At 73.5% G+C, this 22789-nt stretch carries 18 protein-coding genes and 2 pseudogenes; 9 read left to right on the top strand and 11 right to left on the bottom strand.

The window, feature by feature from the left end; translation table 11 throughout:
* Together ACQRUO_RS05950 and ACQRUO_RS05955 are read right to left on the bottom strand one after the other, a co-directional pair.
* A pseudogene (locus tag ACQRUO_RS05950) lies at positions 1–489 on the bottom strand (hypothetical protein); the annotation flags it as partial.
* A 132-nt stretch (positions 490–621) separates the two neighbouring features.
* Positions 622–1203 carry a nucleotidyltransferase family protein gene (locus ACQRUO_RS05955; RefSeq protein ID WP_428314739.1) on the bottom strand — a complete coding sequence of 194 codons (582 nt, stop codon included), beginning with the start codon at positions 1201–1203 and terminating at the stop codon, positions 622–624.
* A gap of 208 nt (positions 1204–1411) precedes the next feature.
* Here ACQRUO_RS05955 and moaA point away from each other — a divergent pair, with 208 nt between their 5' ends.
* Entirely contained in the window at positions 1412–2425 is a 1014-nt protein-coding gene (gene moaA, locus ACQRUO_RS05960; protein WP_428314664.1) for a GTP 3',8-cyclase MoaA, read from the top strand.
* Positions 2426–2563: 138 nt separating this feature from the next.
* The gene (locus tag ACQRUO_RS05965) at positions 2564–4231 is read left to right on the top strand and encodes an alpha/beta hydrolase (RefSeq protein ID WP_428314665.1); all 1668 of its coding nucleotides are present in this window, start codon (positions 2564–2566) and stop codon (positions 4229–4231) included.
* Positions 4232–4259: 28 nt separating this feature from the next.
* Here ACQRUO_RS05965 and ACQRUO_RS05970 read toward each other — a convergent pair whose 3' ends face one another.
* Positions 4260–5417, bottom strand: a complete 1158-nt coding sequence (locus tag ACQRUO_RS05970) for an alpha/beta hydrolase (RefSeq protein WP_428314666.1) — start codon at positions 5415–5417, stop codon at positions 4260–4262.
* Positions 5418–5592: 175 nt separating this feature from the next.
* On the opposite strand from ACQRUO_RS05970, the gene ACQRUO_RS05975 reads away from it, so the two are divergent.
* Positions 5593–6576: a hypothetical protein gene (locus tag ACQRUO_RS05975; RefSeq protein ID WP_428314667.1), complete on the top strand. Its 984-nt coding sequence runs from the start codon at positions 5593–5595 to the stop codon at positions 6574–6576.
* Between the two features lie 15 nt (positions 6577–6591).
* Here ACQRUO_RS05975 and ACQRUO_RS05980 read toward each other — a convergent pair whose 3' ends face one another.
* Positions 6592–8601: a CocE/NonD family hydrolase gene (locus ACQRUO_RS05980; RefSeq protein WP_428314668.1), complete on the bottom strand. Its 2010-nt coding sequence runs from the start codon at positions 8599–8601 to the stop codon at positions 6592–6594.
* A gap of 167 nt (positions 8602–8768) precedes the next feature.
* Between ACQRUO_RS05980 and ACQRUO_RS05985 the strand changes: the two genes are divergently transcribed.
* On the top strand, positions 8769–9902 hold the full coding sequence (locus ACQRUO_RS05985; RefSeq protein ID WP_428314669.1) for a HoxN/HupN/NixA family nickel/cobalt transporter: 1134 nt from the start codon (positions 8769–8771) through the stop codon (positions 9900–9902).
* 34 nt (positions 9903–9936) lie between these two features.
* Here ACQRUO_RS05985 and ACQRUO_RS05990 read toward each other — a convergent pair whose 3' ends face one another.
* Positions 9937–10878 (bottom strand): SGNH/GDSL hydrolase family protein, encoded by a 942-nt coding sequence (locus tag ACQRUO_RS05990; RefSeq protein WP_428314670.1) that lies wholly within the window; start codon positions 10876–10878, stop codon positions 9937–9939.
* Positions 10879–11174: 296 nt separating this feature from the next.
* Here ACQRUO_RS05990 and ACQRUO_RS05995 point away from each other — a divergent pair, with 296 nt between their 5' ends.
* From ACQRUO_RS05995 to ACQRUO_RS06005, 3 genes are all read left to right on the top strand, one after another.
* A complete protein-coding gene (locus ACQRUO_RS05995; protein ID WP_428314671.1) occupies positions 11175–12830 on the top strand; it encodes an FAD-binding dehydrogenase in 1656 nt (551 codons plus the stop codon).
* Between the two features lie 209 nt (positions 12831–13039).
* Complete coding sequence (locus ACQRUO_RS06000; RefSeq protein WP_428314672.1) at positions 13040–14125, top strand: S-(hydroxymethyl)mycothiol dehydrogenase; 1086 nt, start codon at positions 13040–13042, stop codon at positions 14123–14125.
* Entirely contained in the window at positions 14125–14769 is a 645-nt protein-coding gene (locus tag ACQRUO_RS06005) for an MBL fold metallo-hydrolase (protein WP_428314673.1), read from the top strand. The genes ACQRUO_RS06000 and ACQRUO_RS06005 overlap by 1 nt, the downstream gene beginning before the upstream one ends.
* Before the next feature lie 165 nt (positions 14770–14934).
* Here ACQRUO_RS06005 and ACQRUO_RS06010 read toward each other — a convergent pair whose 3' ends face one another.
* Complete coding sequence (locus tag ACQRUO_RS06010; RefSeq protein ID WP_428314674.1) at positions 14935–15411, bottom strand: peroxiredoxin; 477 nt, start codon at positions 15409–15411, stop codon at positions 14935–14937.
* 104 nt (positions 15412–15515) lie between these two features.
* On the opposite strand from ACQRUO_RS06010, the gene ACQRUO_RS06015 reads away from it, so the two are divergent.
* Complete coding sequence (locus ACQRUO_RS06015; RefSeq protein ID WP_428314675.1) at positions 15516–16112, top strand: TetR/AcrR family transcriptional regulator; 597 nt, start codon at positions 15516–15518, stop codon at positions 16110–16112.
* Between the two features lie 22 nt (positions 16113–16134).
* On the opposite strand, the gene ACQRUO_RS06020 is transcribed toward ACQRUO_RS06015, so the two are convergent.
* The 4 genes from ACQRUO_RS06020 to ACQRUO_RS06035 form a co-directional block, all read right to left on the bottom strand.
* Positions 16135–16467: a YnfA family protein gene (locus ACQRUO_RS06020; RefSeq protein WP_428314676.1), complete on the bottom strand. Its 333-nt coding sequence runs from the start codon at positions 16465–16467 to the stop codon at positions 16135–16137.
* A 104-nt stretch (positions 16468–16571) separates the two neighbouring features.
* Positions 16572–17330, bottom strand: a complete 759-nt coding sequence (locus tag ACQRUO_RS06025; RefSeq protein WP_428314677.1) for a maleylpyruvate isomerase family mycothiol-dependent enzyme — start codon at positions 17328–17330, stop codon at positions 16572–16574.
* Positions 17331–17401: 71 nt separating this feature from the next.
* Entirely contained in the window at positions 17402–19807 is a 2406-nt protein-coding gene (locus tag ACQRUO_RS06030; protein WP_428314678.1) for a terpene synthase family protein, read from the bottom strand.
* A 186-nt stretch (positions 19808–19993) separates the two neighbouring features.
* Positions 19994–21205, bottom strand: coding sequence for a pyridoxal phosphate-dependent aminotransferase (locus ACQRUO_RS06035; RefSeq protein WP_428314679.1), 1212 nt, complete (start codon positions 21203–21205; stop codon positions 19994–19996).
* 86 nt (positions 21206–21291) lie between these two features.
* On the opposite strand from ACQRUO_RS06035, the pseudogene ACQRUO_RS06040 reads away from it, so the two are divergent.
* Positions 21292–21642, top strand: a pseudogene (locus ACQRUO_RS06040) (winged helix-turn-helix transcriptional regulator); the annotation flags it as partial.
* A gap of 143 nt (positions 21643–21785) precedes the next feature.
* Here the strand turns inward: ACQRUO_RS06040 and ACQRUO_RS06045 are convergent.
* Positions 21786–22670 (bottom strand): MerR family transcriptional regulator, encoded by an 885-nt coding sequence (locus ACQRUO_RS06045; RefSeq protein WP_428314680.1) that lies wholly within the window; start codon positions 22668–22670, stop codon positions 21786–21788.
* Positions 22671–22789 lie beyond the last annotated feature (119 nt).

The raw sequence follows: 22789 nt of genomic DNA on the forward strand, positions 1-22789 counted from the left end.
GCCGCCGGTCGCGCGCAGGTCCGGCCGGCCCTGGCGATCGGCGTAGAACGGGTCACCGGCGCCGGCGGTCGGGCCCAGCGGGCGCACCCCGAGCGGCCGCGAGGTCTGCGGCCCGACCGCCCCGGTGCGCGGCGCGCGGTCGACCGGCAGCCGCACGGTGGCCCCGCAGTTGCAGGTGAACTCCGGCTGCGGCCACTGGTCGGAGCGGCCGCAGCTCGGGCAGCGCATGCTCAGCCAGGAGTCCTCCCAGGAGCGGAACCGCACCTGCACCGGCACCCCGCCGCGCAGCAGCGGCACCTTGAGCGAGGCCCCGCACGGGCAGGGCAGCGCCGGCGGCTCGTAGACGTGCTCGCGGCGGCAGGCCGGGCAGCGGATCGGCCGTGCGGTGGCCGGGGTGAGCGCGGCCTCGGGGAGCTCGCCTCCGGACTGCGGCGTGCCGCGCCAGGGTTGGTCGCCGGAGTGGTCGTCAGGCAGCGGGTGTCCGGACAAGACGCGCACCGTCCGTTCGGGTGGAGATGGCCGGGTCGCCTCCCATGCTCCCCGAAATGCGCCGCAGCCGGTGCGGAACGGGTGGAATGATCAGGGATTTTTCAGGGTGATCCGGCCATCGCGGGCGCCGGGTCAACCCGCCGCCCAGCGGGCCAGATCGGCGGGCGTGTCCAGGTCGTCCGGGACCGCGACGTCGCCGCACTCCACCAGGCGCAGTTGGGCGCTGCGGCGGGCCAGCAACGCGCGGGCGCCGGCGTCGCCGCGGGCGCCGGCGGCCGCTTCGGCCAGGTGCGCGGCGCCGATCAGCACCGGGTGCCCGCGGCGGCCGGTGTAGCTCGCGGCGGCCAGCTCGGCGCCGGCCCGGTGCGCGGCCACCAGCCGGGCGACCGCGGCCGGGGTGACGCCCGGGGTGTCGACCAGGGCGACCAGCGCGCCCGAGCAGCCGGGCGGCAGCGCGGCCAGGCCGGCCCGCAGCGAGCCGCCCATGCCCTCGGCCCAGTCGGGGTTGGCCAGCACGGTGCAGCCGGTCAGGTCGGCCTCGGCCAGTACCTGCTCGCGGGCGGCGCCGAGCACCACCAGGACCGGGGTGCAGCCGCCGGCCCGCACCACCTCGACGGCGTGCTCGACCAGCGGCCGGCCGCGGAACGGGAGCAGCGCCTTGGGTCGCCCGCCCAGCCGCCGGCCGCCGCCGGCGGCCAGCACCACGGCGGCCACCGGCAGGGGTTCCCCGGTAGCAGCTGCGAGGGCAGTGTCGGGGGTGGGTTCGGGTTTGCGGGGGTCGGGTTCGGCCATGCCACCAGCATGACCCGCCCCGGGCGTCCTGCGCGCTGTGTGATTCCACAAGGGTGCCGTGTTGACCTCGGACGGAAGCCGGTCGAAGCACCCCTGGATCTTTGCCGCCCGACGGCTTCTACTGGCCACTATGCACACCGCACCCTCCCCGCTGGTCGACCGCTTCGGCCGGGTCCACACCGATCTGCGGGTCTCGCTGACGGACCGCTGCAACCTGCGCTGCACGTACTGCATGCCGGCCGAGGGCCTCGCCTGGCTGCCCAAGGCCGAGGTGCTCACGGACGACGAGATCGTCCGGCTGGCGCGGATCGCGGTGCAGCGGCTGGGGATCGCCTCGGTGCGGCTGACCGGCGGCGAGCCGCTGCTGCGGCGCGGGCTGCCGGGTCTGGTGGCCCGGCTGACCGAGCTCGGCGCGGAGCTGTCGTTGACCACCAACGGGATCGGACTGGCCCGGATGGCCGGGGAGTTGAAGGCCGCGGGGCTGCGCCGGGTGAACGTCAGCCTGGACACGCTGCGCCGCGACCGCTACCAGGAGCTCACCCGCCGTGACCGGATCGCGGACGTCTTCGCCGGTCTGGCCGCGGCCCGGCAGGCGGGGCTGGCACCGGTCAAGGTGAACGCCGTGCCGGTGCGCGGGGTGAACGACGACGAGATCGTCGACCTGGTGGAGTTCGCCGCCGACCACGGCTACCGGATGCGGTTCATCGAGTCGATGCCGCTGGACGCCCAGGGCGCCTGGGACCGGTCGGCGATGATCACCGCGGACGAGCTGCTGGCGGTGCTCGGCGCGCGCTTCGAGTTGGTCCCCGTCGAGCGGGCGCCGCTGGCCCGCGGGGCCGGCACCCCGCCGGCCGAGGAGTTCCGGATCGCCGGGACGGACACCGTGGTGGGCGTGATCGCCTCGGTGACCCGGCCGTTCTGCGGCACCTGCGACCGGGTCCGGCTGACCGCCGACGGCCAGCTGCGCAACTGCCTGTTCGCCACCGAGGAGTCGGACCTGCGGGCGCTGCTGCGCGGCGGGGCGACGGACGCGGCGATCGAGCAGGCGTGGCGCAACACCATCGCCCGCAAGGGGCCGGGGCACGAGATCAACTCGGCGGGGTTCACCCAGCCGGAGCGGCCGATGTCGGCGATCGGCGGCTGACCGGCGGTCGACCGCAGGCTGATCGGGGGCTGATCGGCGGCTGATCGGCGGTCAACTCCCCTCCCCTCGACCTGCGGTTGTGCGGATCGGGTGCCCCCGGGGTGTGTTCGTATGAAGAGAGGGTGATATCTCTCTGCGGTGACGAACTCTCTGGCGCACCTGTCGCGTCGCATCCTGCCCGCCGTCCTGGGAGTCACCGCGATCGCCGGCTGCAGCAGCTCCGGCGGCCACCCGGCGGCCACGCGCACCGCCACCCCCTCGGTGGTGGCCTCCGCCGCCGCGACCGGCAGCGCCGCCGCGTCGAGCCCCCCGGCCGCGCCGTCGGCCGGCCCGAGCAGCGCCGCGCCGAGCGGCCAGGCCGACCCGGCGCTCGAGCCCTTCTACGGCCAGCAGATCGCCTGGGGCCGCTGCGCCCCCGACCCGGAGGACTCCGGTGTCGACATGTCGGTCTTCCAGTGCGGCACCGCGCACGTCCCGCTGGACTACGGCAACCCCGGCCTGGGCACCGTCGACCTGGCGCTGATCCGCAAGAGCGCCACCCAGCCCGGCCACAAGCTCGGCTCGCTCTTCTTCGACCCCGGCGGCCCCGGCGGCTCCGGGGTGAACTACCTGGCCGAGACCGCGGTGCGCCAGTTCGGCGCCCTGAACGCCGACTACGACCTGATCGGCTTCGACCCGCGCGGCGTGGGCGCGAGCACGCCCGTGCACTGCCTGGACGACGCGACCCGGGACCGGTTCGTCGCCCAGCCGCACGCGACCGACACCACCGGCAAGGAGTTCGAGAGCGCCTGCGCCGCCAGGTCCGGCAAGCTGCTGGCCTACGTCGGCACCGTCAACGCCGCCCGCGACCTGGACGTGCTGCGCGCCGCGGTGGGCGAGCAGAAGCTCGACTACCTGGGCTTCTCCTACGGCACCTACCTCGGCGCGGACTACGCCGACCAGTTCCCCGACCGCACCGGCCGCCTGGTGCTGGACGGCGCGATGGACCCGAGCGTCGGCCCGCTGCAGGGCGACGTGCAGCAGCAGATCGGCTTCGAGGGCGTCTACGAGCGGTTCGCCAAGGACTGCGTCAGCCAGAGCGACTGCCCGCTCGGCAGCGACCCGGACACCGCCGCCAAGAAGGCCGCCGACTTCCTGGACGGCCTGGACGCGCAGCCGCTGACCTCCGCCACCAGCGGCCGGGTGCTGAACTCCAGCCTGGCCTGGACCGGCACCCTCGGCCTGCTGTACGGCTCCGCCAAGGACTGGCAGTACCTGCGGCTGGGCCTCTCCCAGGCGATGCGCCAGCACCGCCCGGACCTCATGCTGGCGTTCGCCGACAACTACAACGGCCGTGACCAGCAGGGCCACTACAGCAACGAGGCGGACGCCAACGCCGCGATCAACTGCGCCGACGAGGGTGGCCCGGCCCCCACCGCCGACCAGCTCCAGCAGGCCCTGCAGCAGCTGCACCAGCAGGCGCCCTACCTGACCCACCGGATGACCGTCGACGACCTGGCGCTGGGCATCGACTGCAGCGCCTGGCCGCACCAGCAGCCCACCCCGCCGCAGCAGATCAAGGCGGCCGGCAGCGCCCCGATCCTGGTGGTCGGCTCCACCGGCGACGACGCCACCCCGTACCAGTGGGCCCAGCACCTGTCCACCATGCTGGCCGACGCCACGCTGCTCACCCGGGACGGCGACGGGCACACCGCCTACGACAAGAGCAGCTGCGTGCAGCGCGCGGTCAACGCCTTCCTGCTCGGCGGCACCATGCCGGCCGCCGGCACGCACTGCGCCACCGACAACCAGGACGGCAACGGCTGAGCCGGCGGCACCGCCCGGGCGCCGGGGATCAGGCGATGGGCGCGGGCTGCGGGGTGGCGCCCGCGGCCGCGGCCGGGTCCGCCGCAGCGAACTGGCGGCCCAGCCAGGTCAGCGCGGGCGGGATCTCCCGGCCCCAGGTGCGGAAGTTGTGGCCGCCGACGTCCAACGTGATGGTGGACAGCTTGGTGGGCGCCTTGAAGGCGGCAACCATCTCCTGGGTGGCCTTGTAGTTGTCCTCGTTGGGGCTGGTCGCCAGCAGCAGCGAGACCGGCACCGCCGGGGTGTTGCGCAGCCGCCAGAGCAGGTCGTTCTCCTGCTTGAGCTGCGCGCTGCCGCCGAACAGGTCACCGGTGGTCGGGTCGTTCGAGACGCTGTAGTCGGCGGACAGGGCGACCGCCGCGCCGTAGGCGTCCGGCTTGCGCAGCGCGAACTTCAGCGCGCAGTAGCCGCCGGTGGAGTCGCCCAGCACGGCGTGCGCGCCGGCCTGCGGGGCGACCCGGTAGCCGGCGGCCATCGCCTTCGGCAGGTCCTCGGTGAAGAAGGTCTCCACCTGAGGGCCGCCGGGGACGTCCATGCACTCGGTGTCCCGGTTGGCGATCGGGCTCGGGCGCATCATCACCAGGATGGTCGGCGGCAGCTGCTTGGCGTTGATCGCCTTGAGCGTGCTGGCCGGGTACTGCATCAGCGAGATGAGCTTGTCGGCCGAGCCGGGGTAGCCGGAGAGCACCAGCGCCATCGGGAACTGCTTGCCCGCGTACGCCGGCTGGAAGTACTGCGGGGGCAGGTAGACGTACCCGTCGTTGCGCAGCCCCGAGGTGGCGCCGGTCACCGAGACCTTCTGGATCACCCCGGAGCGGTCCTCGGCCGAGCCCTGCGAGGAGTAGAACTTCTGCTCCCCGGTGACCTTCAGCGCGTTGCCCGGGGTGTGGTCCACCACCGTGCCCGGGCCGCCGGCGGTGCCGAGCAGGTCGGTCCAGGTGGTGTAGAAGCCGAAGTAGGAGTTGGCCACCAGGGCCATGGCGACCAGCACCAGCACCTGGGTGGCGAAGAAGGCGCCGAGCCGGCCGAGCAGGGCCTTGACCCCCTTGCCGCCGAGCTTGGGCCAGAGCCAGATGGTCGCGACGAAGGCGGCCACCGCGAGCACGCTGGCGATGATCTGCAGGGGGGTTCCGGTCAGGGCGAGCACTCGGCCGATCGTAGATGACGACTCGGCCACGGTGCCTCCCGCCCCCTCAGGGCGGCCCTGCACCCTCCGCACACGTATCTTCACAACTTGCGCACCACCGATTGACCCGGTCGGTAGGACTTTGGGACGCTGTCCGCGCACGCACGCGCGAGGGCCGTTTTGGGGGGCTTCTACTTTGCACGGATCAGCACGCACCAGCCGCACCGTCGCGGCCAAGCGGTTGCTCGGGGCGTCCGGACTGGCCGGCTCCCTGCTGCTGGCCACCGCCTGCAGTTCGGGCCCCGGCTTCCACGCCGGCCCGAGCACCGACGCGCTCGGGCCGCTGCCGAGCCCGAGCTCCACCGCGCTCCCGTACGGCGAGGCGCTCGACGACGCGGTCACCCCGGTCGGCGCCGCGCTCGCCCTGTTGAACAAGGCCACCAACCTCAAGGACCTGGGCACCGCGCTGGACAACGCCCAGCAGGCGGCCAGCACCGCCTCGCGGGACCTGCAGGACAGCACCGCGCCGGCCGACGCCTCGGACCAGAACCACAAGCTCTGGGCGGCGCTCAACGTCCTCTCCACCGACCTGGGCACGGTGCAGACCGACATCACCACCGACAAGGCGTGCGCCACCTCCTCGGCGCTCGCCGAGGCCGGCCAGCTGCAGTCCCTCAAGGACGTCGCCGGCGCGCTGCAGACCCTCAGCGCCGCCGGCTACGCGTCCAACTACACCGCGCCGACCCTGCCGGCTCCGCAGCAGCGGGCGCTGGGCAACGGGACCTGGGTCCGCCAGGGCGGCACCAGCGGCACCGGCGTGCTCAAGGTGGACAACAGCAACGGCGACGGCGACGCCGTGGTGACGCTCTCCAAGAGCGGTCAGTCCGCCTACTCGCTGTACGTGGTGAAGGGCCAGAGCACGACGGTGAACGGGATCGAGGACGGCACCTACGACGTCTACACGACCTCGGGCCTGGACTGGGACGCCAACGCGAAGATGTTCACCGAGAACTGCGACTTCCAGAAGTTCGACAGTCCGGTCCCGTATACCACCGACTACCACGGCGACGGCAGCTACACGTACTACGAGGAGACCATCACCCTGCACGCGAAGGCGGGGACCGACCCCGGCGACACCGCCTCGAGCAAGGTCCCGCCGGACCAGTACCCGACGCCGTGACCAGCCGCGGCGGCGCTACCCCGCGGTGCGCGGGATGCGCCGCTCCCAGTCCCGCTCGAAGAGCACCGCGCCGCCCTCCCAGGCGGTCAGCCGGCTGCGCACGGTGAACGCCGCCGCGTCGCAGCCGAGCTCCGAGCGGGCCTGCACGGTGACGTCCCAGCCGGACTCGGGACGCTCCAGCCGGACCGACCAGTGGGCCTCGGCCGTGGCGGACAGCGGGTCGTCGCGGTCGATCCGGCAGACCGCCCGGGCCTGCTCGGTCAGTGCCAGCCCGTCCGGGAAGGTGAGCGTGCCGGCCGGCCGCGGGTTCAGCTCCAGCCGCCACTGCTCGGCCGCCGCGTCGTGCACGGTCAGCCGGGCGGGGTCGGCCGCCGGGTCGGCCGAGTGCCGCACTGCCAGGGGCTCGGCCTGCTCCGGCTCGGCGAAGTCGACCGGGGCCCGGCCGACATCGGCGGCCAGGTGCCGGACCGGCAGGGTCAGCACGCTGGGCCCGGGGTCGACGGCGAAGCCCTCCGGGTCCGGCGCGGGCCACAGCCAGGGCCAGTAGGCGGAGGAGAGGGCCAGCCGGATCCGGTGGCCGGGTGGGAAGGCGAACCCGGCCGCGCCGAGCTCGAACTCCACCTCGCCCACCGCGCCCGGCTCCCAGGGCACCGCCACCTCCCGCCCGTGCCGGGCCGCCAGGTTGAGCGCGCCGCGGGTGACCAGGGTGGAGGAGCCGTCCGGTGCCACCGCGCAGAGCCGGGCGACCACCAGCGCCCGCGGCACCGCGCAGCGCAGCCGCAGCCGCACCGCGGGCCGGCCGAGCACCTCCAGCCGCTCGGCCAGCGGCGCGCTGTCGAAGCAGACCGAGCGGCCGTCCTCCGCGCGCTGCTCGCCGGGCAGGTCGGTGGCGGTGCCGTGCGGCAGCGGCCGACCGGCGTCGATGCCGGTGTGCTGCGGGGAGCGGACCGGCACCAGGCGCTCGCCCTCCGGGGTGCCGGCGGTGCGCAGCGTCTCGGCCAGGCCGTAGTGGATCTCCCGTACGTCGTCCGAGGGCCACCGCTCGTCGCCCACCCAGCGGCCGCTGCCGTCGGGGGCGGCGAGCCAGCAGCGCAGTGCCGGGTCCTCGGTCACCCCGGTGTCCACCTCCCGCAGCCACTGGTCCCACCAGCGCAGCGTCTCCTGCAGGAAGCCGATCGCCGGGCCGGGCGCCTGCTCCCGGTCCGGGTACTGGCGGCTCCACGGGCCGAGCAGCCCGCGCACCGGCGCCGCCCGCACCTCCTCCAGCAGCCGCAGCACGGTGTCCCGGGACGGCTCGGCCCAGCCGCCGACCGCCAGCACGGCGGCCCGGATGCCGGCCAGCTGCCCGGCGGCGCCGGCCCGCTGCCAGTAGTCGTCCCGGCTCTGGTGGGCCAGCCAGGGGTGCAGTGGCGGCTCCACCGCGGCCAGCCGCTCCAGCCAGCGCGGCCGCCAGTCGTCGCCGAGGTACTTGGGGTCCGGCGGCCGGGCGGCGAAGGCGAGCAGCGCGGTGGCGCGGGCGTGCTCGGCGGGGCCGAGCGGGGCGCCGCCGAGGTAGTGGCCGCCGTTGTCGTAGCGGTCGTCGCTGGCGCCGACCGCGACCACGGCGCGCAGCGCCGGTGGGGCTGCGGCGGCCAGCCGCAGCGCGGTGCCGGCGCCCCAGCCGAGGCCGAGCAGGCCGAGCCGGCCGGTGCACCAGGGCTGGTCGGCCAGCCAGGCGAGCACGGCCAGACCGTCGGTCACCTGCTGGGCGGCGTAGGGATCGCCGGGCAGCCCGTCGGAGTTGCCGTGGCCGCGCGGGTCCACCCGCAGGCTGGCGTAGCCGTGGCCGGCGTACCAGGGGTGGCGTTCGGCGTCCTGCTCGGCGGTGCCGTCGGTGAGCCGGCCGGGGTGGTACTCCAGCAGCGCCGGCACCGGGGCGTCGGTGACGGGGCGCCAGAGGCGGGCGAAGAGCTCGACGCCCTCGGCCACCGGGATCCGCAGGTCCTCGCGGGTGGTCCGGTACGGGTAGCTGACGGGGTGTCGCATGCACCGACCATAGATGAGGAATCGGACAAACGCCGCGAATCGCCACCAAAGATGTCCGCACACCGGGACCAATTGCACATCACTTGCAACTGCGCTGGTCGGGAGGGAAGGATGTGCCAGTCCCGTCGAAGTTCAATCCCCTTACTGCACGAAAGAGGTCGCCGCCCATGAGCAGCGCACCGGTCCCCGCCACCGCCCGGCGCCGCTGGACGGCCCGCCTCACCCGGGAGGAGTGGCTGCGGCTGGCCGGCATGGGCGGCTTCGTGCTCGCGCTGCACGTGATCGGCTGGTTCACCCTGCTCGCGGTGATCGCGCCCAAGCACTACTCGATCGGCAACCAGGCCTTCGGCGCCGGGCTCGGCCTGACCGCCTACACCCTGGGCATGCGGCACGCCTTCGACGCCGACCACATCGCGGCGATCGACAACACCACCCGCAAGCTGATGGGCCAGGGCAAGCGGCCGCTCTCGGTCGGCTTCTGGTTCTCGCTCGGCCACTCCTCGATCGTCTTCGGCCTCTGCGCGCTGCTGGCCTTCGGCGTGCGCTCGCTGGCCTCCTCGGTGGAGGCGGACGACTCCCAGCTGCACCGCACCACCAACCTGATCGGCACCTCGGTCTCGGGCACCTTCCTGCTGCTGATCGGCCTGGTCAACCTGGGGGCCTTCAACGGGATCCTGAAGGTCTTCCGGAAGATGCGCGGCGGCCACTTCGACGAGGCGGAGCTGGAGGCGCAGCTGGACAAGCGCGGCTTCCTCAACCGGATCCTCGGCCGGGTGACCCGCGCGGTCTCCAAGTCCTGGCACATGTACCCGGTCGGGGTGCTCTTCGGGCTCGGCTTCGACACCGCCACCGAGGTCTCGCTGCTGGTGCTGGCCGGCGGGGCGGCGGCCTTCTCGCTGCCCTGGTACGCGCTGCTGGTGCTGCCGGTGCTGTTCGCCGCCGGAATGAGCCTGCTGGACACCATCGACGGTTCGTTCATGAACTTCGCCTACGAGTGGGCCTTCTCCAAGCCGGTCCGCAAGATCTACTACAACCTCACGGTGACCGGCCTGTCGGTGCTGGTCGCGCTGGTGATCGGGGCGATCGAGCTGATCGGCCTGCTGGCCGACCGGTACGGCATCACCGGCGGTCCGATCGGTTGGATCGCCACGCTGGACCTGAACAACGTGGGCTTCGCGATCGTCGGCCTCTTCGTGCTCACCTGGGCCGGGGCGTTGGCCTTCTGGAAGTTCGGCAAGGTCGAGCAGAAGTGGTCGGCGCCGCTGGAGGGGGCGGGAACGGCGGTGCCGGAGGGGGAGTGATCCCCCCTCCGGCGGTCCCGGCCGTGCTCCCGCGTCAGTGCAGCGCGGCCAGGACGGCCTGGGCCATCGCCTGCTCGCCGGTCGCGTTCGGGTGGAACGGGACGGCGGGCTGGCCGGGCAGGGCGCCCTCGATCCAGCGGTCGTCGGAGCAGACGTCGTGGCCGGTGGTCGGGGTCTGGGTGTCCACGTAGGTGGCGCCGTTGGCGGCCGCGGTGCCGGCCAGCATGGTGTTCAGGTCGCCCAGGATGCCGTGCAGGTAGGCGACGTCGCCCACGGTCACCGGCTGGCGGCCGGCGCAGCCGGCGGCGTCGGCGGGCAGCACCGAGGGGTAGCCGACCAGCAGGATCTTCGCCTGCGGGGCCTTGGCGTGCAGTTGCTGCAGGGTGCTCGCCAACTGCGGTGCGGCGGCGTCGATCCGGTCGACCAGGGTGTCCTCGCCGTACTGCCAGGTGAAGCGGAGGGCGTTCCAGTCCCACGCCCAGTGGCCGTGCTCGTAGACGTCCTTGCAGGGGGTGCCGGTCGGGTTGACCACCGCGCCGCCGATGCAGGTGGCGATCACGTCGGCGATGCCGAGGTCCGAGGTGCCCAGGTCGTTGCCGCCGATGCCGAGGGTGATCAGCCTGGTGTCGGCCGAGACGGAGTTCAGCTGCGGGTCGTTGACCTTGATGAACGCGTCGTACTGGGCGCCGGTGATGTCCTTGATCTTGGCGGCCGAGCAGGTGGCGTCGGTGTACGAGGCGGTGCCGAGCGCGGCGGCCACCAGGTGGCCGTAGTTGTGGTCCGAGCGCAGGCAGAGGCCGTCCGACTGGTCGGGGACGCCGGCCCCGGCCGCGTAGGAGTCGCCGAGCGCCACGTAGGAGGGGTACGGCGCGGTGCCGGACGTGCCGGTGGCGGCGGTGGCCGACTGGACGGTCAGGGCGAGCAGTGCGGAGGCCAGGACGAGGCCGCCGGTCAGTTTCCGGGCAGGGGTGAGCACGGGTTCCTCCTGGGGGAGAGAAACGTGATGACGGGTGGGGGGAATTGCACAGTGGGGTATGCGCAGGGCCGCCGCGGCTACTTGCAAGTAAGTTACCGTCAGGTTACCTGCGAGTCCACAGAATTCGGAAAACAATTCGTTTCCGGAATTCCGCGTCACGGTGGAGCGAAATTCGAAATGCCGAAATGCCCAGCTCCCGGCCCCGGGCGTGGTTGACGCCCGCCGCACGACGCTGAAGGATCGGTTCACCCCGGCGCGAGGGCCGGGACCCGTCCCCGAGACCGGAGGGCCCGCGCATGGCACTGGACGCCGACGTCATCGTGATCGGAGCCGGGCTGGCGGGTCTGGTGGCCACCGCCGAACTGGCCGACGCGGGCCGCTCGGTGATCCTGCTCGACCAGGAGCCGGCCGCCTCGCTCGGCGGGCAGGCGCACTGGTCGTTCGGCGGCCTCTTCCTCGTCGACTCGCCCGAGCAGCGCCGGATGCGGATCCGCGACTCGCGCGAACTCGCCCGGCAGGACTGGTTCGGCACCGCCGGCTTCGACCGCGCCGAGGACCACTGGCCGCGCCAGTGGGCCGAGGCCTACCTGGACTTCGCCGCCGGCGAGAAGCGCGCCTGGCTGCACGCCCAGGGCGTGCGCTTCTTCCCGGTGGTCGGCTGGGCCGAGCGCGGCGGGCTGCTGGCCAGCGGCCCGGGCAACTCGGTGCCGCGCTTCCACATCACCTGGGGCACCGGGCCCGGGCTGGTCGCACCGTTCGCCCGTCGGGTGCGCACCGGGATCGCCAAGGGGCTGGTGCGCACCCTCTTCCGGCACCGGGTCACCGAGCTCGCGCAGAGCGCCGGGGTGACCGACACGGTGCGCGGCGAGGTGCTGGCGCCGAGCACCGTGCCGCGCGGGGTGGCCAGTTCCCGGGTGGTGGCCGGGAGCTTCGACCTGCGCGCGCAGGCGGTGGTGGTCGCCTCCGGCGGCATCGGCGGCAACCACGAACTGGTCCGCAAGGCCTGGCCGGCCCGGCTCGGCACGCCGCCGGCCAAGCTGCTCAGCGGGGTGCCGGCGCACGTCGACGGCCTGATGCAGCAGGTCGCGGTGGCGGCCGGCGGCCACCTGGTCAACGGCGACCGGATGTGGCACTACACCGAGGGCATCGAGAACTGGAACCCGATCTGGGCCAAGCACGGCATCCGGATCCTGCCCGGCCCGTCCTCGCTCTGGCTGGACGCCCGCGGCAACCGGCTGCCGGTGCCGCTCTTCCCCGGCTTCGACACCCTGGGCACCCTGCAGCACATCATGGGCACCGGGTACGAGCACACCTGGTTCGTCCTCACCCAGAAGATCATCGAGAAGGAGTTCGCGCTCTCCGGCTCCGAGCAGAACCCCGACCTGACCGGGCGCAGCCTGCGCCAGGTGCTCGGCCGGGCGCTGCCCGGCGCGCCCGGCCCGGTGGAGGCCTTCAAGCGGTACGGGGCCGACTTCGTGGTGGCCGACCGGCTCGGCGAGCTGGTGCGCGGGATGAACCGCAAGACCGGCGAGGCGCTGATCGAGGAGGCGGCGCTGCGCCGCGAGATCGAGGCCCGGGACCGGGAGATCGCCAACCCGTTCGCCAAGGACCTCCAGGTCACCGCGATCCACGGGGCCCGCCGCTACCTCGGCGACCGGCTGGTGCGCACGGCCGCGCCGCACCGCCTGCTCGATCCCGGGGCCGGGCCGCTGATCGCGGTGCGGCTGCACGTGCTGACCCGCAAGTCGCTCGGCGGCCTGGAGACCGACCTGTCCGGGCGGGTGCTGCGGCCCGACGGCACGGTGCTGGAGGGGGTCTACGCGGCGGGCGAGGTGGCCGGGTTCGGCGGTGGCGGGGTGCACGGCTACCGCTCGCTGGAGGGCACCTTCCTGGGCGGCTGCCTGTTCGGCGGGCGCGCCGTGGGGCGGGCGGCGGCCGCGGCCACCGGGTGAGGGCCGACGCGGCGTCGGCCGGGCCTGTCGGTTGCGGGCGGGCCTGTCGGTTGCGGCCGGGCGGTCGGTCGTGCGGTCGGTCGTGCGGCCGGGCGTCTGGTTGGGCGCTCGGATGGGCGTCGCACCGGGTCCGTCGGGAGAGAATGCTCTGTTGAGGGGCCGTTCGGCTTCGACCACGGCCGAATCAGGTTGCAGAAGGGGCAGACCGGATGTCACAGCAGGTCAGGGGCGTCATCGCGCGGGGCAAGGGCCTACCGGTGGAGGTCACGACGATCGTCGTGCCCGACCCCGGACCCGGGGAGGCGGTGGTCAGGGTGCAGGCCTGCGGGGTCTGCCACACCGACCTGCACTACCGCGAGGGCGGGATCAACGACGAGTTCCCCTTCCTGCTCGGCCACGAGGCGGCGGGCATCGTGGAGCAGGTCGGCGAGGGCGTCACCGAGGTGGCCCCGGGCGACTTCGTCATCCTCAACTGGCGTGCGGTCTGCGGCCAGTGCCGGGCCTGCCGGCGCGGGCGGCCGCAGTACTGCTTCGCCACCCACAACGCGAAGCAGAAGATGACGCTGACGGACGGCACCGAGCTGTCGCCGGCGCTGGGGATCGGCGCCTTCGCCGAGAAGACCCTGGTCGCCGCCGGCCAGTGCACCAAGGTCGACCCGGCGGCCTCGCCGGCCGCGGCCGGGCTGCTGGGCTGCGGCGTGATGGCCGGGCTCGGCGCGGCGATCAACACCGGCGGGGTCACCCGTGGCGACAGCGTCGCGGTGATCGGCTGCGGCGGGGTGGGCAACGCGGCGGTGGTCGGGGCCCGGCTGGCCGGGGCGGCGAAGATCATCGCGGTGGACATCGACCCGCGCAAGCTGGACACCGCGCTGAAGCTCGGCGCCACCCACGCGGTCGACTCCTCGACCGGCGACCCGGTGGAGGAGATCCGCGCGCTGACCGGCGGCCACGGCGCCGACGTGGTGATCGAGGCGGTCGGCCGGCCGGAGACCTACCGGCAGGCCTTCTACGCCCGCGACCTGGCCGGCACCGTGGTGCTGGTCGGGGTGCCGACCCCGGAGATGCGGCTGGAGCTGCCGTTGCTCGACGTCTTCGGCCGCGGCGGTGCGCTGAAGTCCTCCTGGTACGGGGACTGCCTGCCGTCCCGCGACTTCCCGATGCTGATCGACCTCTACCTGCAGGGTCGCCTCGACCTGGACGCCTTCGTCACCGAGACGATCGCGCTGGACGAGGTCGAGCAGGCCTTCGGTCGGATGCAGGGCGGCGGCGTGCTGCGCTCGGTGGTGGTGTTCTGATGCAGTTCCTGCCCCCGGAGCCCGAGATCGAGCACCTGGTCACCGCCGGCACCTTCGAACTGGACGGCGGCAGCTGGGAGGTGGAGAACAACGTCTGGATCATCGCCAACGACCGCGACGCGGTGGTGATCGACCCGGCGCACGACGCCGAGGCGATCGCCAAGGCGGTCGGCGACCGCCGGGTGCTGGCGATCATCTGCACCCACGCCCACAACGACCACGTGAACGCCGCCCCGGCGCTGGCCGCGCTCACCGGCGCGCCGATCCTGCTGCACCCGGACGACCTGCCGCTGTGGCGCCAGGCGCACCCGGACGACCACCCCGACGAGGAACTGGCGGACGGTCAGCGGATCACCGTGGGCGGCCTGTACCTGCACATCCGGCACACCCCGGGGCACAGCCCGGGCAGCGTCAGCGTCTACGTGCCGGCGCTGGAGGCGGTGTTCACCGGTGACACGCTCTTCCAGGGCGGGCCGGGTGCCACCGGGCGGTCGTTCTCCGACTTCCCGACCATCATCCGTTCGATCGAGCAGCGGCTGCTGACGCTGCCGCCGGAGACCGTGGTGCACACCGGGCACGGCCCGACCACCACGATCGGCGCGGAGGCGCCGCAGCTGGCGGAGTGGGTGGCGCGGGGCCACTGAGGTCGCGCGTGGTGACTGAGGTCGCGCGTGGTGACTGAGGTCGTGCGTGGTGACTGAGGTCGTGCGTGGTGACTGAGGTCGTGCGTGGTGGGGGTGGGCCCGGTGGTTCGGGCCCACCCCTCGGTATTGGGGGCACGGGCCGTCAGAGGGCGGCTCGGGGTCCGGTCAGAGGGCGGCGAGCTGCTCGGCCAGGGTGTCGCTCTGCTGGAAGGTCAGGCCGGCCAGCGCGACGTGGCGCCAGCGCACCGTGCCGTCGGCGTCCAGGATGAAGACCGAGCGGCGCAGGCCGAGCCCCGGCACCGCGATGCCGAAGGCCTTGGCCACCGCGCGGTCGGTGTCGGCGAGCAGCGGGAAGGCGAGCCGGTGGCGGCGGGCGAAGGACTCGTGGCTGTCCAGGTCCTGCGGGCTGATCGCCCAGACCGCGGCGCCCAGGTCCCGGAAGCGGTCCAGGTCCGAGGTGTACGAGCAGAGCTGCTTGGTGCAGACCGCGGTGTTGTCGCCCGGGTAGAAGACCAGCACCAGCGGGCTGCCCTGGGCCGCGCCGAGGCGGTACTCGCCGCGTTCGGCGTGCTCGCCGGTGAGCAGCAGGCCGGGGAGGGTGAAGTCAGGGGCGGCGGTGCCGACCTCGGGGGACTTGGCCATGGCAGGGGTGTCCTTCACTGCTCGGCGATGCGATGAGGCAGAACGTTCGTTCTTTGTGGGATCCTATACCGGTCGGGCGCCTCCCGTGCAGTACGGTCGAGGGCGTGAGTACGCCAGCTGTTCCCCGCGCCACCGTCGCCGCCCCCTCCGGCTCGCCCGCCCGCGCCAAGGTGCTGGCCGCGGCGACCCGGCTGTTCTACGCCGAGGGGATCCACACGGTCGGCGTGGACCGGATCGTCACCGAGGCGGGGGTCACCCGGGCCACCTTCTACCGGCACTTCCCGAGCAAGGAGGACCTGGTCCGCGCCTACATCGAGCAGTGGGACGCCCGGGTCCGGGCGGAGGCCGAGGCCGTCACCGCCGAGCTGACACCCGTTCAGGTGGTGGGTCTGCTGGTCACCCGGCTCGGGCAGGAGATGTGCGGCCGGGGCTTCCGCGGTTGCCCCTTCATCAACGCCGCCGCCGAGTACCCCGATCCGGAACACCCGGTCTCCCGGGCGATCGCCGCGCACCGGGACTGGCTGCGCGCCCTGTTCGTCCGGCTGCTGGTCGGCCTGGGCGTGGCCGAGCCGGAGCGGCGGGCGGAGGTGCTGGTGATGCTGCGCGACGGCGCGATGGTGGGGGCGGCGCTGGGGGATCCGGCGGTGGCGGCGGAGCGGCTGGGCGAGGCGGTGTCGGCGCTGGTGGCGTCGGCGGCGTGAGGGCGGTGGTGCGGCGGGCGGGTCAGCGGCGCGGGCCGGACATGATCACGCCCACGCCGACCAGGCAGATCAGCGCGCCGAGCACGTCGTAGCGGGTCGGCCGGAAGCCGTCCACCACCACGCCCCAGAGCAGCGATCCGGCGACGAACACGCCGCCGTAGGCCGCCAGCACCCGCCCGAAGTGGCTGTCCGGCTGCAGCGCGGCCACGAACCCGTACCCGCCCAGCGCCACCACCCCGAGCCCGGCCAGCCACCACGGCCGGGACTCCCGCATGCTCTGCCAGACCAGCCAGCAGCCGCCGATCTCCGCGACGGCGGCGAGGGCGAACAGGGCGGCGGAGCGCAGGGCGGTCATGCGGTCAGCGTACGGGGTGGGCGGGGTGACGGGCCGGGGGCGGTGGTGGCGGTGGCGCGGGGCGGGCGTCAGCGCCGGGTGCCAGTGCCGGGTGCTGCCGGGCGTCAGAACTGCGAGTGCTCGAACCAGCGGGTCAGCAGCTCCTGGTCACCGGTGGTCCGGACGGTCGGCGCGTCGGCGGGCACCCGGCGGTAGAGGAGCAGCAGCAGGTCGGCGGCGGTGCCCGAGATGGTGGCCTGCGGCTCGGCGCCGTCCTCGGGGACCAGGCCGAAGTCGTCGGCCCGCAGCTGGACCAGCCAGCTCTCCGGGCCGTCGGTGCGGGCGAACCGGATGGTCTCGCCGGTGCCGCGCAGGTTGGCGATGCCGGGGGCGAAGAAGCCGGCGTCCGGGAGGTTGGTGAGGAACTCCGCCACGCCGTCCGCGGCCAGGGCCGGGTCGATCGAGGGCTTGACGCCCACGGCGAGCTGGGCGTCCACCCGGTGCACCAGGGTCTCGAAGAGCATCCGGCGGGCCCAGAACCGGGCGTGGTGGTCGGGGCCGCCCCAGACCCACATCGGGGTCTCCGGCGCGGTGGCGGCGAACGCGGCGGCGGCCACCTCGGCACTGGCGGTGAGCCAGTCGGGCAGGCCGGCGTCGGTGTCGGGGAGGTCCAGCTCGACCTCACGACTGGTCGGCCGCTCCTGCACCCGCCGGGTCAGCAGCCCGGAGAACCAGCGCTGCGCGCTGCCGGCGTGCCGGGTCAGGTCGGCCAGGGTCCAACCCGGGCAGGTCGGGACCTCGGTGGCGAGGTCGGCAGCACGGACGGCGGCGACGAAGGCGGCGGTCTCGGTGGCCACGGCGGCCTGGTGGTCAACGGTAGTCATGCCGGGAAGCGTAGTCGGGCGGCGGACACGGACGGCCGCTGCCCGGGGCGGGCAGCGGCCGTCGGGGAGGGTCAGCGAAGGGCAGCGGCCGGGAGGCGGGCGCCGAGTTCGGCGCCGAGCCGGGCGGCGGAGGTGCCGAGGCCGCGGGCGGCCGGCGGGGTGAAGCGGGGCGGGGCGGCTGCGGCGCCGGTCGGGAGGGCCGGGACGGGTTCTGCTGCCGCGCTCGGCCGGGTGATCCGCCGGGCCAGCTTGGCGTAGAAGGCGGCCGGCTGCTGCTCCAGTTCCTCGGCCTGGTAGCTGGCCGTCTCGCGGTGCCAGTGGAGCAGGCTGACGATCCAGTCGCGCAGGCCCTGGACGTGGTCGGCCACGGCCTGGCGGCCGGTCGCGTCGAGCTGGAAGTCCGCGCAGAGGATCGGGAGTTCGTGGGTGGCGACGTGCTCGAACTGCTCGAGGCGGGAGGTCATCAGGTCGTGCACGATGGCCACCGCGTGGTCTCGGTCGGTGTCGAAGAAGTTCTGCACGACAAGCACGCTGTTGTGGAAGTCGCCCTGGAACTCGATCTCCTTCTGGTACGAGTACAGGTCGTTGATCATCCAGCCGTAGTCGAAGGCTGAGTTCTCCAGGGCCTTGACCGTGCCGGAGCGCCAGACCTCGGCCGGGACCGCCTCGTACTGGGCGCACCGGCTCAGGTTGGCGACCACCTCGGAGCCGTAGGTGACCCGGCGCATCTCGATGAAGTCGACCGGGTCCGGGATGCGGTGCTGGGCCAGGTTGCTGATCTCCCAGACCCAGGAGTCGAGCATGGCCTCGAGTGCGCCGCGCAGCTCGCACCGCTGCGCTTCGTCCAGCGGGCCGGTGGTGCGCTGCCAGAGATCGGCGAGCCCGCGCTGCAGGGCGGTGGTCGGGACCGGGTCGTCGTCCTGGGAGTCCAGTGGCAGGTGCTCCTTGAGCCCCTCTGCCCAGGCCTTGGCACCGACCGGGTTGGGCGGGTGGGCGAAGGCGAGCGGAACCCAGTCGTCGGCGTAGGTGCCCCAGTTGAGCCAGTCGGCGGAGAGCTCCAGCGTGGCCTGCGAGGTGTCGGGGGTGTTGGCGGCCACGAAGAGGGCCATGTCGGTGCTGCGCAGCCAGCGCTCGCTCCAACTACCGGAGTCGGGGACGCCGGGCACGGGCTCGGTGAAGTGCATGTCGCGGGCCCAGGCCGTGGTGTGTTCGCGGGCCGCGTCCAGGTGCGGGTTGAGCCGCAGCGGGTACGGGAGTTGTAGGTCGGGCAGCGGGGTCGGGCCGACCTGCTGGTGGGGCACGTGGGTGAACTGGCGCAGTGCGCCGGGCAGGTCGACGTACCGCTTGAGCTCGGCGAGCGGGCCGGCGGAGCCGGATGCGGCACCCGGTCGGCCGAGGGCGGCGGCCGAGGTGCCGATGCCGACCGGGCCGAGCGGCAGCCGGGCGGGGGCGGCAGCGGTGGCGGTGGCCCCGCGGTCGTTCATGTAGCGGCTGGAGCGCAGGTGCCACTCGTGGCCGCCGGCCTGCCAGTCCTGCATCCCCTTGACGTACCGGGCGACGCGCTCGACCTCCTCGGGCTCGAGCGCGAACTCGGCGGCGAGCGGCGGGACCTCGGCCAGCGCGGTGTTCTCGAACTGGTGCAGCCGGCTGGTCAGGATGTCGTTGACGGCGTCGGCGGCCTGCTGGGTGGAGTAGCCGAGGAAGCGCTCCAGCACCAGCACGCCGTTGCTCAGCTCGCCCTCGTCGGTGACCTCGCGCTGGTAGGAGAAGAGGTCGTTGCGCAGGTGCACGGCGTCCGCGAAGGTGTCGCGCAGCACCCGCAGCGGGCGGCTGCGGGACACCCGCTCGGGCACCTCGGCGTTGGCGGCGTACTCCACCAGGCCGGCCGACCAGGGGGCGCCGCCGACCTTGCGGCGCATCTCGATGTACTCGACCGGGTTGGCCACCCGGTCGCGGTTGATGTTGGAGAGCTCCCAGATCGACTCGTACAGCAGGTGTTCGGTGCTCTCCCGGAACCGGGCCCGCCAGTCCTGCGACATGCCCGGCACGGTGCGGGCCCACAGGTCGGCCAGGCCGGTCTCGACCGGGTTGGTCGGCTCGGGGAAGCCTGCCGCGCCCTGCTCGGGGGTCCACTCCATCGGCATGAAGGCGGGCAGCCGGTCGAGGTAGGCCTGGCCGCCGTGGCGGTCGCCGGAGCGCTTGAAGGTCTCCAGGAAGTGGTCGTCGAAGAAGAAGACCCAGACGTACCAGTCGGTGACCAGGTCGAGCACGGCGCTGTCGCAGTCCGGGTGGGTGTAGGAGCAGAGCAGCGCGTAGTCGTGGTCCTCCAGGTCCTGGAGCTCCCAGATGCCGCTGCCCTCCAGCATGCCCATCTCGCGGGCCCAGGCGCGGGTGTGCGCCCGGGCGCCCTCCAGGTGGGGGTTGAGGCCGGCCGGGTGTGGCAGGTAGAAGTCGGGCAGTTCGAACGGCTTGGCCATCGGGATCCCCCCGCCGGAAGTCGGCCCGCTCCGGTCGTCAGGCCGTCGATCACCTTCAGTGTCGGCAGCGGGGGTACGGCTCGTAAGACGCGTACGGCAGCACGGCGGCGGCGTGCGACCTTGGGTTCACCTTGATCTTTCGAGTGAATGTCCGGCGGATCGCCCGCGCCGCCGTACGGCCGGCGACTACTGCCGGTACGTGGCCAGGAAGCGGCCGATCCGGCTGATCGCCGTCTCCAGGTCGTCGGCCCGGGGCAGCGTGACGAACCGGAAGTGGTCCGGGCGGGGCCAGTTGAAGCCGGTGCCCTGGACGATGTGGATCTTCTCGCGGAGCAGCAGGTCGAGCACGAAGCGCTCGTCGTCCTTGATCTTGTGCACCGCCGGGTCCAGCTTGGCGAAGGCGTAGAGCGCGCCCTTCGGCTTGACGCAGCTGACCCCCGGCAGCTCGTTCAGCGCCCGCCAGGTGACGTCGCGCTGCTCGGTGAGCCGCCCGTTGGGCAGGGTCAGGTCGTGGATCGACTGGTGGCCGCCGAGCGCGGCCTGCACCGCGTACTGGGCCGGCACGTTGGGGCACAGCCGCATGCCGGCCAGCATGGTCAGCCCCTCCAGGTAGTCCCGGGCGTGCTGCTTGGGCCCGGAGACCACCATCCAGCCGCTGCGGAAGCCGGCCACCCGGTAGGACTTGGAGAGGCCGTTGAAGGTGAGGGTGAGCACGTCGTCGGAGAGCGCGGCCAGGCAGTGGTGCTCGACGCCGTCGTAGAGGATCTTGTCGTAGATCTCGTCGGCCAGCACCATCAGGCCGTGCCGACGGGCCAGGTCCAGGATCCCGAGCAGCAGTTCCTTCGGGTAGACCGCGCCGGTCGGGTTGTTCGGGTTGATCACCACGATCGCCCGGGTGCGCGAGGTGATCTTGGCGGCGATGTCCTCGAGGTCCGGGTACCACTCGGCCTCCTCGTCGCACAGGTAGTGCACCGCCTTGCCGCCGGCCAGCCGCACCACGGCGGTCCACAGCGGGAAGTCGGGGGCCGGCACCAGCACCTCGTCGCCGTCGTCGACCAGGGCCTGCACGGCCATCTGGATCAGCTCGGAGGCGCCGTTGCCCAGGTACACGTCGTTGACGTCGACCCCGGCCACCCCGCGCTGCTGGTAGTACTGGACCACGGCGCGGCGGGCCGGCAGGATCCCGCGCGAGTCGCTGTAGCCGTGCGCCTGGGGCAGGTTGCGGATGATGTCCTGCAGGATCTCCTCGGGCGCCTCGAAGCCGAACGGCGCCGGGTTGCCGGTGTTCAGCCGCAGCACGCTGTGCCCGGCCTCCTCCAGCGCGTTGGCCTGGTCGACCACCGGGCCGCGGATCTCGTAGCACACGCCCGCGAGCTTGCTGGACTGCCGAAACTCCACTGCCGCCTCCCGGCCTCGCCAACCTTGTTGCTTTGTTCTACCAAGTGAGCACTTGGAAAGTCCAACCTTTTGGCTATGCTGATGCCATGTCACGCCGAAGCTACGACCAGTACTGCGCCGTCGCCCGGGCCCTGGACGCGGTCGGGGAGCGCTGGAGCCTCCTGATCGTCCGTGAACTCCTCGGCGGGCCGCGCCGGTACACGGACCTGCACGCCGACCTGCCCGGAGTCAGCACGGACATCCTGGCCACCCGGCTCAAGCAGCTGGAGGCCGAGGAGCTGGTGCACCGGCGCAAGCTGGAACGGCCGGCCAACGCGACGGTCTACGAGCTGACCGCGCGCGGCGCCGAGCTGGGCCCGGTGATCGCGGCGCTCGGCGTCTGGGGCCTGCCGGCGCTCGGTGAGCAGCGGCCGACCGACGCGGTGCGCGAGCACTGGGTGACGGGGGCCGCGCTGACCGGGGGCGCGGCGCCGGAGGCTGCGGTGCCGGTGCCGGTGGCGGTGGCCGCGGTGCCGGTGGCGTCGCCGGTGTGACGAAGACTCCCGGGGCTGCCGAGAGGGAAGCTCGGCGGCCCCGGGCCTTACTGCTGCTGCGCCACCCACACCCTGAGCCCCGCGCCCAGCCAGGTGTGCAGGGTGGCCATGTTCGGCCGCGGATCCAGCTCGCCGACCAGCTCCCAGTAGCGCACCAGCATCGGCGGCCCGGCCGGCCGGGCGGCCAGCTCGCGGCGGAACTCCGCGCTGTCCGGTCGGCGCTCGGCCCGGGCGTGCGCGGCCACGAAGGCGTCCACCGCCACCCCGGGCGCGGGCGCCGCGCCGCCGGCCAGCTCGGGGGCGGCCAGCTTGTAGGCCTCGCCGATCGCCTCGGTCAGCACCGCCGACCCGCCGTAGCTCGCCGCCCGCGCCCCGGCGGCGACGGCCCGGTCGGTGGTCAGCGCGCGCAACTCGGCATAGGCCAGCGCCTGCCCGGGCGTGGGTTCGGTGGGCAGCTGCGGCAGCACGGCCTCCACGATCGCGGCCTGCACCCCGGCCGGCAGCCGCACCGGCAGCACCCGCCGCCAGAACTCGGCGAACCCGTCCTTCGCCGGTCCGTCCCGCAGCGCGTCCCCGAGCAGCACCAACTGCTCGGGCGTCGCAGCCGCGGCCAGCGCGGCCGACCGCCACCGCAACTCGACCAACTGCCGGTCCACCTCGGCCCGCTGCCCGGCCAGCACCTGCTCCAGCGACGCCTCCCCGCGCACCACCGCCCCCGCCACCGGCAACGGCAACCCCAACCCCCGCAGCCCGCGCAGCGTCCGCAACACCCCCAACGCCTCCACCCCGTACCGCCGGTGCCCCCCACTGCTGCGCTCGACGGTGTCCGGCAACAACCCCTGGTCCGAGTAGTACCGCACGGTCTTCACACTGACCCCGGCGGCCTCGGCGAGCATGCCGATGCTGTAGACCTGCGGCGCTTCCGTCGTCATACAGCTCATCGTACGAACCGGCGCCGGCGCGCCGACGGGACGGCCGCACCGCCAGGTGCGCCCTGGCCGCGTCGCCCCCACCCACTCCCGCCACCGCATCGAACATCGAGCTGAGGCAA

Origin of the sequence: Kitasatospora sp. LaBMicrA B282 (genome assembly GCF_050325825.1) — a bacterium.
Classification (GTDB): Bacteria; Actinomycetota; Actinomycetes; order Streptomycetales; family Streptomycetaceae; genus Kitasatospora.